This window comes from Bradyrhizobium sp. UFLA05-112 (assembly GCF_053572325.1).
Genome location: NZ_JBANBK010000154.1, coordinates 1 through 10106 on the forward strand (window position 1 = coordinate 1; position 10106 = coordinate 10106).

Annotated in this window: 6 protein-coding genes and 7 pseudogenes; 6 read left to right on the forward strand and 7 right to left on the reverse strand. The window is 59.4% G+C overall.

The features are described 5' to 3' along the window. Positions 1-779 (reverse strand): recombinase family protein (locus SO180_RS41130; protein ID WP_449384489.1); only part of this gene is annotated, 779 nt, incomplete at its 3' end. After that, positions 776-1219: a hypothetical protein gene (locus tag SO180_RS41135; RefSeq protein WP_449384490.1), complete on the reverse strand. Its 444-nt coding sequence runs from the start codon at positions 1217-1219 to the stop codon at positions 776-778. The genes SO180_RS41130 and SO180_RS41135, both read right to left, overlap by 4 nt. Before the next feature lie 35 nt (positions 1220-1254). On the opposite strand from SO180_RS41135, the pseudogene SO180_RS41140 reads away from it, so the two are divergent. Next, positions 1255-1449: pseudogene (locus tag SO180_RS41140) on the forward strand (transposase domain-containing protein); the annotation flags it as partial. A 96-nt stretch (positions 1450-1545) separates the two neighbouring features. On the opposite strand, the pseudogene SO180_RS41145 reads toward SO180_RS41140, so the two are convergent. Beyond that, positions 1546-1698: pseudogene (locus tag SO180_RS41145) on the reverse strand (transposase); the annotation flags it as partial. Between the two features lie 77 nt (positions 1699-1775). On the opposite strand from SO180_RS41145, the pseudogene SO180_RS41150 reads away from it, so the two are divergent. After that, a pseudogene (locus tag SO180_RS41150) lies at positions 1776-2031 on the forward strand (IS21 family transposase); the annotation flags it as partial. 7 nt (positions 2032-2038) lie between these two features. Here SO180_RS41150 and SO180_RS41155 read toward each other — a convergent pair. The 3 genes and pseudogenes from SO180_RS41155 to SO180_RS41165 all read right to left on the reverse strand — a co-directional run. After that, a pseudogene (locus SO180_RS41155) lies at positions 2039-2718 on the reverse strand (IS630 family transposase); the annotation flags it as partial. Positions 2719-2913: 195 nt separating this feature from the next. Beyond that, positions 2914-4536: an AMP-binding protein gene (locus tag SO180_RS41160; RefSeq protein ID WP_449384491.1), complete on the reverse strand. Its 1623-nt coding sequence runs from the start codon at positions 4534-4536 to the stop codon at positions 2914-2916. A gap of 119 nt (positions 4537-4655) precedes the next feature. Continuing rightward, complete coding sequence (locus SO180_RS41165; protein WP_449384492.1) at positions 4656-5429, reverse strand: enoyl-CoA hydratase; 774 nt, start codon at positions 5427-5429, stop codon at positions 4656-4658. An 892-nt stretch (positions 5430-6321) separates the two neighbouring features. On the opposite strand from SO180_RS41165, the pseudogene SO180_RS41170 reads away from it, so the two are divergent. After that, positions 6322-6492 (forward strand): annotated as a pseudogene (locus tag SO180_RS41170) (IS66 family transposase); the annotation flags it as partial. Positions 6493-6653: 161 nt separating this feature from the next. Here the strand turns inward: SO180_RS41170 and SO180_RS41175 are convergent. Next, positions 6654-7825: pseudogene (locus SO180_RS41175) on the reverse strand (IS630 family transposase). Between SO180_RS41175 and SO180_RS41180 the strand changes: the two are divergent. From SO180_RS41180 to tnpC, 3 genes and pseudogenes are all read left to right on the forward strand, one after another. Then, positions 7802-8218 (forward strand): transposase, encoded by a 417-nt coding sequence (locus tag SO180_RS41180; protein WP_449384493.1) that lies wholly within the window; start codon positions 7802-7804, stop codon positions 8216-8218. The pseudogene SO180_RS41175 and the gene SO180_RS41180 sit on opposite strands and share 24 nt — an antisense overlap. Then, positions 8215-8568 (forward strand): IS66 family insertion sequence element accessory protein TnpB, encoded by a 354-nt coding sequence (tnpB, locus tag SO180_RS41185; protein WP_061876445.1) that lies wholly within the window; start codon positions 8215-8217, stop codon positions 8566-8568. Before SO180_RS41180 ends, tnpB begins: the two co-directional genes overlap by 4 nt. Before the next feature lie 69 nt (positions 8569-8637). Next, positions 8638-10044, forward strand: a pseudogene (tnpC, locus tag SO180_RS41190) (IS66 family transposase); the annotation flags it as partial. Between the last annotated feature and the right edge of the window lie 62 nt (positions 10045-10106).

The following is a 10106-nucleotide window of genomic DNA, read 5'->3' on the forward strand; positions in this document are numbered from 1 at the left end:
CGTGTCCCTCGCCGGCCATAGGCGTAAGAACCGGCGTACACCGGATTCGTCAGCATGTGGTGCAGTGTGTGATAGACGGGTGGCTTCCATTCGACCGGGCGTTTACCGCGACCTTGCACAATCGCTGGAACGAGAACGTTCTCCTGCCTGAACCAAAGCAGCACCTGCCGGACTGACTGGAGCTCGCCGAATTTGCGGAAGACGAGCAAGATGCCGTCCTGGACGCGTCGATCAGGATCCTTCTCGATACGGTCGTCATCCGTCTTCACGTAGCCGACGGCGACGGTCAAATGGAGTTCACCCCGTCGCGCCTTCTGGCGCATTGCCTCGACGGACCGTTGCCGGAAGATCGACAACTCCATCTCACTCATGGTGCCCTTCATACCAAGCAACAGCCGGTCATTGGGTGAGCGTGGATCATAGATTGCTTCCTCGTCGACAATCAGTGTGCCGACCAGGCCGCAGAACTCCAGCAAAGTGTGCCAGTCTCTGCCGTTCCGGGCAAGGCGTGATGCCTCGAGCGATACCACGGCTCCAACCCGTTCTTCGCAAATCGCGGCCAGTAGCTTCTCGAAGCCCGGTCGGACCGTTCCGCCACCGGATCGGCCGAGATCATCGTCGACAAGTTGAACGTCTTCCCAACCAAGCTGCCGCGCACGCTCCACCAAGCCATACTGGCGTCGTTGGCTCTCGAGATTGTTGACGACCTGATACGCTGTGGATTGGCGGATATACACGAAAGCGGCGCGAGCCAGGTGCGCGGGCGTGATCTTATTCATTGCCTGCTCCCTTTTTGCCGTTGGCTGGAGGCTCGTTCGCCGGCTTCGTCGCCGCTTCCATCAGCAATGCTCGCAGAAGGGCCAACGCCTTCTGGCGTTCGGTGCCAATCATGTCGCTGGGCTGGGTTAGGGGAAGGAACAGATCCATTTGCGTACGACACTGCCTTCTCATCGCCGAATCCTCCGGGGCTTTCTTCTTCCGGACGACAGGGTACGAGATGATCAACCAGATTACGCAGTTGAAGGAGTTGGCTGACGGGAAGGCGCGGAATCGTTACAATCTCTGTCGAACATGCCGACGGATCGAACATCCAGCCTGGCACCTGGAAGGAGCCGCCATGCGGTTGCCGAATCAGGAAATAATGAACACCGTCGTGCTCATGGTCGCCGGTCACCAGGACCATCCGGCCAGCCAGCGGGTGGAACGGATAGGTGATCACGGCTTCGAATGTCAGAAACCCGGCACTATGGCCCCGGCCCGGATGAAGGCGCGGAGAACTGGGCCTGCATCGCTTCGCTGATCGAGACTTGCAAGCTCTGCGGCGTCGAGCCACAGGCCTATTTGACCGACGTCCTCACCAGACTGGTCAACCTCTGGCCGGCCTCGCGTTTGGACGAACTCATGCCCTGGACGTGGAGCACCGAGCGAGCTAACGGCCTCGCCGCTTGATGAACTCGCCTCCTGGATCGCGACCGCTCCTGCAGGCCTCGGCTCCGTGTGTTCCGGCAGCTTCAACAAGCCGTCCCGTGCCGCCTTGCGCCAGGCTGACAAGTGCTGCGGCGACAGACCGTGGCGCCGCGCGACATCCGAGACGATCGCGCCTGGCACCAAGGATTCCGCGATGATCCGTTCCTTGACCGCATCGCTCCAGCGCCGCCGAACTCGCAGCTGCGATGCATCAACAACACGCTCGACCATCTGTGCAATCCGTCCACTTCAAGACGAACGCATATTGCCAATCTGCTCAACAGCAACAAGGTGCGGGAGACACGCCGCTTACCTTGCAGGTGCTGTGGGAAGAGTACATTGCAGAGCATCGGGATGGGTGCCGGTTTAGCCGTTTCTGTGACTTGTTCCGCAACTGGGAAGGCCCGGCTGCCGCTGGCGATGCGCCAGCACCACGGCGGGGGCGAGAAATTGTTTGTCGACTATGCCGGCGACACGATGCCGGTGGTTGATCGCAAGACTGGCGAGGTGCGTGACGCGCAGATCTTCGTCGCGGTCATGGGCGCATCCAGCTTGCCGTTCGCGCTGCCGCTTTGTAGCATTTGCCGATGACCCAGGGGCGAGATCTAGCGCGGCAAACAGCGAGGTCGTACCATGCCGCACATAGCTGTGCGTACGACGCTCCGGCATGCCGGACATTATCGGCAAGACGGGCTGCTCGCGGTCGAGCGCCTGACTCTGGCTCTTCTCATCGATGCTGACGACAAGGGCTCGGTTCGGCGGGGACAGGTAAAAAGCCGATGATGTCACTTACCTTATCGATGAACAGCGGATCGCTCGACGGCTTGAATGTCTGGGCTATGGTGTGGCTACCAGCCGAACGCGCCCACATTCGGCGGATCGTGGTGTGGGAGAAGCCAGTTTCTGCAGCCATCGAGCGGATCGACCAGTGCGTCGCATCGGCCGGCGTCGTCCGCAACATCCGCTCGAGATCGTCGTTGATGGTTCGAGGGCGGCCAGGGCGAGCCTCGTCAAGCAGGCCATCACAGCGATCCTTCAAAATCGGCGACGCCACTTGCCAACGGTGTGTTCGTGGAGGCCGAGTCGGCAGCCACAGACTCGCTAAGCAATCCATCCGCGGATCGCTGGGCATCGCTCAGATAGCGACCGGGCAACACGATGACGACGAACTTGCCTCTCCAAGGACGTCCGCTCCTGCTGAGTCAACACCAACGGCGCAATCGGCCGGCCTCTCATACCTGCATTCGCCACAAGCGCTCTCCTTCAGAGGTCTCAGCGCTCTTTTATGTGACGAACTTGCATTCCAGATGACTAGCGTGATGAAGCTGTATTCGGCAAGTTGCCGGCTTACACCCCGACTGTTCCAGCGCCCCCAAGTGCGTGCTTGTGGGCGATTTCCGATGGTAACCCGCACGCAGTCAGTCTTCCAGTTCGGCCAAAGTGGCTTCAAACGACATTCCGTTCCCGTAACTGCCCAAGCAACTGCTTGGGGGCGGTATCATCAAAGCCCAATTCCCTAAGCAGCTCTCGTCGCGAGGGTTTGCCAACCGGGGTCCTAGGCAACGCTTGGCGGATGCTCAAGGAAGTCGGAAGTTCATGTCTGCCGAGCTTATCCGAGAGGTACTCTCGGAGTTCGTCTATACCGAGACCGTCGCAGCTAAAGCGCAATGTCACAAAAGCGCCAACCGCCTCTCCTCGTCGCTCGTCAGGAATACCCACCACGATCACTTCGTCGACGTTCGGATGTCCTAAGATCGCCTGTTCGACAACCATCGGATACACGTTCAATCCATTGACGATGATCATCTCCTTGCGGCGTCCCACTATGGACACGAACCCGTCGGCATCTAGAAATCCAAGGTCTCCGGTCTTGAACCATCCATGCTCAAACGATTCCGCATCTCGGCCCTGGAGGTATCCCGCGATGACATTTTGCCCCCTCACGCAGATTTCGCCCACTTCTCCTGTCGGAAGAGGGGTGCGATCCACCAGCGAGACAATCTGCAGATCAAGTCCTGGCAGGGGTATACCGATCGAGCCATCCTTGCGGAATCCCGTAGATGGCCGGTTAGTGCCCGCCGCGATGGTCTCCGTCATACCCCAGCCACCCCGGAGGAACCGTCCGGTCAAGGCCTCCACGCGTTCCTTGACACTGATTGGGAGCGGCGCTCCGCCCGCGCTGCATAGCCTGAGGGAGGATAGGTCGTATGTTTCGACTCCAGGGTAGTCAACGATCTCCTTCCATATAGTAGGTACGGCCGGCAAGGTTGTCGCCCGCAATTCGACTATGTCGCGCAACACGTCAGCAACTTTGAATCGGTAATGCATTGATACGAGCGCGCCCGTGAGAAAGCTCTTCAAAAAAATGGTCACGAGACCGTAGACGTGTGAGACCGGGAGCGCACAAATGACGATTTCAGGTCCAACCGCTTCAGCACTGTCGAACCAATGAAAGTAACTTGAAAGCGCCGCAGAGATGTTAGCGTGCGTTATCATTGCGCCTTTAGGCGCGCCAGTCGTTCCACCGGTGTATTGAATCAAGGCAAGCTGTTCGCTGGTAACTTCGTCGAACCGGGTCACGATAGACGCTTCGCGGAGAAAGCGTTCATAGCGTATGACGATTTCGTCTTCTTGAATGGGTGGATGAAGTACATCTCGGCCCCATTTGGCCTCTTCTATCACCACAATCCTAATGACACCGCAACGACCTACGGCGGCTTTCGCCTTTGCCAGGATGTCCGGATCGTCCGTTGTGATCAGAGTCGTCGCCTCACTATCCGACAGCTTGTAGGCTACTTGAGCCTCTGAGTCGAAGGTGGTTAAGTTGACGACGGTTCCCCCAATTTTGAGGGTCGCGAAAAAGGCGATAGGGTGAAAAGGCGCGTTGGGTAAAAGCAGCGCGATTCTTTCGGGATGAGGCGGATGAGCCATCAACGCCAGAGCGAGGCGCTCAACTTCGGTCGCAATCCATTTGAAAGTAAAGCGCCGCCGCGCGAACAAGATTGCGTCACGGTCAGCAAACCGCGTAACAGCATCATCGAAGAGGCGATTGACGGTTGAGATTTCCAATCGACCGTCCCAACGGGCACCTTTTGGATATGACTTTACCCATGGCCGCTCCTGCGAGTCAGGCAAACTGTGTCTATTCATGATTTGTCCAAAGGCGAAAAGACTACGAACTACAGGCTCTAGATCGTTTTTGACAGGCCCCGCTGCTTCGCGGCCTTGAAAGCCTCTGCAACATGAGAGAGCTGATGCGTGTCAAAATGGGCATGCAGCGCGGTGCGGAACCCCTGCATGTCGGCAACGCGGTTTAACGACCGCTTGACGAGCATGAGACTAAATGGCGGCGCCTCGGCAATACGTTGCGCCATGGCTAAGACAGTATCTTCAAGCTCGGCTCGGGGGACGACCTTGTTAGCGAGGCCAACATGCAGCGCCTCGGCAGCAGAAATCCGCGATCCAAGAAACAACATTTCCTTCGCCTTGCGCATGCCGACCACCCACGGATGCACAAGAATCTCGACGGCCGCAGCACCCATCGTGTGAACTACTGGATCAGAAAAGAATGCATCGTCAGCGGCGACGAGGAGATCGCACATGCTCGCTACCATAAAGCCACCAGCGATGCACGCACCCTGCACCTGCGCAATAGTCGGCTTTGGGCAATCTCTGATCCGGAGGGCGTAGTCGAAGTAGTATCGAGCTTCGTATGCCCACCGCTCCTCAACTGTGAATGCAGCCCGCTTCAGCTCGGCCTCCTTGAGGTCATGGCCCGCCGAAAAATGATCGCCATGACCGGCAAGAATAACCACGCGGACCTCGTTATCGCGCGCCGCAAGCTCTAAAGCTTCATCGAGCTCCTGAAGCAGCTGCTGGCTCTCCGCATTGCGCTGAGTCGGCCGATTGTGCCAGATGCGAACAGCAGAACCAACCCGGTCGCAGTCAATAAACGACGACATATCCCACCTTTCCCAGGCGAAGGCACGCGCCCAGTTATGTTCTTAATCTTTTCTCTCGAGCGACGGCGAACAATCGCCCAGGGATTACTTTAGTAGAACAGGCGCGGGGAAAAGCTGCGTTTGACGACAAAAGTTCGTCAGAAAACAGCCTTCTTTAAACGGATTTGCTGTTCCGCCGAATTGCCAGCCAAGTGTCGGCGAGGAAAGTCTCGAATCTTTCGCCGTTGTGACTGCTGGGGCGCCCGCATACGGGTGCAAACGATCGTATATCCGTCTCGGATGCCCAATGTTCAGATCAGAGGTAGAGCAGGTAGCGGTCGCCATAAAGCAAAGAGCTTGTCATCGAAGTTAAAGGCGGAATTTGCAGCGAGGCGCTTGACCCATTGCCGGTCATGATGAAGGGGACGCCCATCGAGCATATGGACGAGATCCTTGGATCCCACCGGCGGCGGCTGCCTTGTGTAGTTGGGGAGTGTCTTTTGAGCATGTGACCCTAATTCTAGCAGACGTGTGAAACGTCTAACGTATTTCGACCCTCGCTGGTTCAGCAGGTGTTTCAACAGAGATTTGACGATCTAAAGGGGCGTCCTTAACCATGCCGCACGCAGCAGGAAGCCGCATTTTTGAGCCATCGCTCGAATTGAAATCTCTTTACGTATGCACCGCTGCCAGCAGTTTTGCTGTGCCAAGGTTGTTGAGTCCCCTTCGCAGATTGGAGACAAGAACGGTTAGGCCGAACTCGCCACGCACGGTTTCGAGCCCGCGCTAAGGAGGGCGCCCTGATTTATCCACTGCTTGACCGTACCGAAAAGGTGCTCGATGACCTCGTGGATCGGTTAAGGATTTCCGGCTTCCCCGACACGCTCTGCCATGCGGTTGAGCACGTCATAGGTACAACCAGCTTTATCTGGCGGAGCGGCAGCTCGGACTGATCCGGGAAGCTGCCTGCTGGTCGCATGGACGGCTGCCGTTCTTCGCCATGGCCGACATCGAAGAGAATGCGCGGCGCAAGGCTCCGGGCACAAAGGGAATCCCGATCGCGATTGAGGTCGTCCGGCGGATGATATGGTGGCACCGGGCAGGGCATGCGCGGCTTTTCTATGTCGTTTACAGCCGAGGGCCCCAAAAGACCAATGGCTGCCTTAATCTGGCTACCTTCAGCCGTGTTGCGGGAGGTAGCCATTCCCAACCAGCGCGACCACCGCGGACGGTGACCGCGCCCCTTTAGCGCCGATCGCGAGCAGGAGGCGCTAGTGTCCTGAACCAGAAGTTCGCAACATCGGGTCCTGTTTTGCCGGGGCATTGTAAGAAGCGCTCGATGGAAGCAAGGATGTCATCGGCGGATTTGGTCCATCGGAACGGTTTGGGATCGGCGTTGTGTCGTTCGATGAACGAGGCGATGTCCGCCCGGAGGGCGGCTACGCTGCGATAGACGCCGCGCCTGATCTTCTTGTCGGTGAGGAGCGCGAAGAAGCGCTCGACTTGATTGAGCCATGACGAACTGGTCGGAGTCAGGTGCACGTGCCAACGCGGCCTTTTGGCCAGCCATCTCCGGATCATTGGGGTCTTGTGCGTAACGTAATTGTCCATGACGAGATGGACGTCGAGATCGCGCGGTACGGCAGCCTCGATCTCATCAAGGAACTTGCGGAACTCGGCGGTGCGGTGGCGCCCGTAGCACTTGCCGATGACCCGCCCGGTCGCAATATCGAGGGCGGCGAACAGCGATGTGGTGCCATGCCTTTTGTAGTCATGGCTCCTTCGGGCCGCCTGGCCGGGACGCATCGGCAGCATCGGCTGGCTGCGGTCCAACGCCTGGATTTGGGACTTCTCATCCACACACAGAACGATGGTGTGCCCCGGCGGTGAGACATAGAGGCCCACGACATCGCGGACTTTGGCCACGAAGTTCGGATCGTCGAGAGCTTGAACGTCTCCATCCGGTGTGGCTGGAGCCCGAAGGCCCGCCAGATGCGTTGTACCGTCGAGACCGATAGGCCGCTGGTCTTCGCCATATCGCGGGAGCTCCAATGAGTGGCGTTCTCAGGGCAACTCTCCAACGTCCTCACGATCACGGCTTCGATGCGGGCATCGTCAATCGTGCGCGGCGCGCCGGAGCGCGGCTCGTCGTGCAGCCCGGCCACGCGCTGCTCCATAAAACGACGCCGCCACTTGCCTACGGTCTGCCGGTCCAGCCCCAGCTCGGCCACCACTTCCGTGTTCTGACCACCCTCCGCACAGGTCAGCACGATCCGGGCTCTCAGAGCCAGCGCCTGCGCCGTCTTCCGTAAGCGCGAAGCCGATACCCTTGCTTCAGAATTCGAATGAACGTGCGAAGAAGCCTCCGGCTTGGACGGAGGTTTGGGATGTGATTGGACAGCAAAAAGGACGTCCATTTGGACGGCTCATGGGTAGGGCCGGTGAGCCGGCTGGAGGTCCTTGAAGGACCGTCGGGACGCCGCGTGCGTTCGGAGGCTGAGAGAGCTCGGATCGTCGCCGAGAGTCTGCTACCCGGTGCCCAGGTGTCCGAGGTGGCGCGCAAGCACGGAGCGACGCGCTGGCAGATTTACGATTGGCGACGACGCTTTCGACAGCGAGGCATGTTGGCGCCGTGCGAGGCGTCGCAGTCGACGTTCGCGTCGCTGGTCGTGGAAAGCGCGTTGGAGGAGGGTCACGTTCCGGCGGTCAAGCTTGAGATCGCGATCGGCGATGTCGTGCTGCGGACGGACACAGCCATAGATGGCGAGCAGCTGTCCCGGGTGATCCGCGCAGTGCGAGCGTCACGATGATCGCGGCGGGTGCCGATCTGAAGATTTACATCGCGACGCGGCCGATCGACTTCCGCTGTGGCCACGATGGACTTGCGGCGAAGGTGCAGGAGATGCTTCGCCTCGACCCGTTCAGCGGCGCAGCCTTCGTGTTCCGATCGAAACGAGCGGACCGGATCAAGATTTTGGTCTGGGATCGAACGGGCCTGGTGTTAGTTCATAAGCGCCTCGAAGGCTGCAAGTTCGTTTGGCCAACGATCGCAGACGGCGTGATGCGCATATCGCCAGCGATGTTCGCAGCCCTGTTCGAAGGGCTGGATTGGAGGTTAGTCCGCCCGGAAGAAGCGCGGCGTCCCCAGGCGGCTGGATAACTGCGGCAGATTGACTCGGGAGCTATTTTGAACATGGCAGGCGCAGTGGCGATGTGCTCGAAATAGCGCATGAGCATTGCGGCGCTGCGCAACGAAAACGAACGCCTGAAGGCGCTTTTGGCGCAAACGCAGGCAGCCTTGAGCGAGCATCAGGGGGCACTGGCGGCATCGGAGGAAGCGCGACGTCGGCTGGAGGTCATTCTCGGGGAATTGAGACGCGAGAAGTTCGGCGCGAAGTCCGAGAAGCTGCGGCCAGATCAGTATCACTTGCCGCTGGAAGACGTGGAGATCGCGCAAGGCATCCTGGACGCGGCTCAGGAGAGAGCCGAGGCTGTGATCCAGGGCCGGTCGCGGAGCGCGCCGGATCAAGGTTCTCATCGCAATCGCGGCTGCTTGCCTGCCCATTTGCCTCGGGTGGAACGGATCATCGAGCACGCTCTGTCCGTGCGGTTGCGGCGCCATGACAAAGATCGGCGAGGACGTCAGCAAACGCCTCGACGTGATCCCGGCGCAATGGCGCGTGCTGGTCACGCGCCGCCCGAAATACATCTGTCGCCGCTGCTCGGGCCCTGTCGTGCAGGCCCACGCGCCGGAGCACGTCGTGCCTGGTGGGCTGCGACCGAAGCGGCGATTGCGCACGTGATCGTCTCCAAGTTCGGCGACCATACGCCGTTTTACCGTCAGGCCGAGATCTATGCTCGGCAGGGGATCCGGCTTGATCGGGCGACACTGGGCAACTGGTCCGGCCGCGCCTGCTTCCATCTCCAACCCGTAGTGGACCACATGCGTCGCCATCTGGAGAGGGCAGATCGTCTGTTCATGGACGAAACCACGGCACCGGTGCTCGATCCCGGGCGTGGCCAAACGAAGAAAGGCTACTTCTGGGCGATCGTCTCCGACGACCGCGGCCACAGCGGCCCAAGTCCTCCGATCGTGCTGTTCCGATATGCCCCCGGTCGCAGCGGCGCCTTCGCGGAGCAGTTCCTGCATGGCTTTAACGGACGCTTCCTGCAATGCGATGCCTATGACGGTTATGACCGGCTGACCGAAGTCGCTCGACCGCAGGGGCCGTGGACGCTTGTGCATTGCTGGAGCCATTTGCGCCGGCGCTTCGTCAAATTGGCCCGCAACAGCAAATCGCCGATTGCCGAGGCTGCGGTTCGGCACATCGCACAGCTTTACGCCATCGAAGCCATGGTACGCGGTTCATCGCCGGACATCCGGCTGGCCGCGCGCAAGGAGCACTCGCTGCCAATCGTCGCCGCGCTAAAGCCATGGTTCGAGAAACAGCTGTCGATGATCTCCAGTGGTTCGACGCTCGCCGAGGACATCCGCTACGCGCTCAATCACTGGCAAGGGCTGACCCGCTTCCTCGAAGACGGGCTCGAGCTTGACACGAACCCGGTCGAGAACGCCATCCGGCCAGTCTGCCTGACCAGAAAAAATGCGCTCTTCGCCGATCATGACGTTGGCGCTTCATACTGCTCATCTGGTGATGCCCTTATAAAGGAAGGAGATTTTGCTGCGGATCTCGAGAT

What these genes read in the sequence shown, in the direction of transcription:
- tnpB (WP_061876445.1), top strand. Translation starts at nt 8,215, where the DNA reads ATGATCGCGGCGGGTGCCGATCTGAAGATTTACATCGCGACGCGGCCG.
- SO180_RS41165 (WP_449384492.1), bottom strand. Translation starts at nt 5,429, where the DNA reads ATGTCGTCGTTTATTGACTGCGACCGGGTTGGTTCTGCTGTTCGCATC.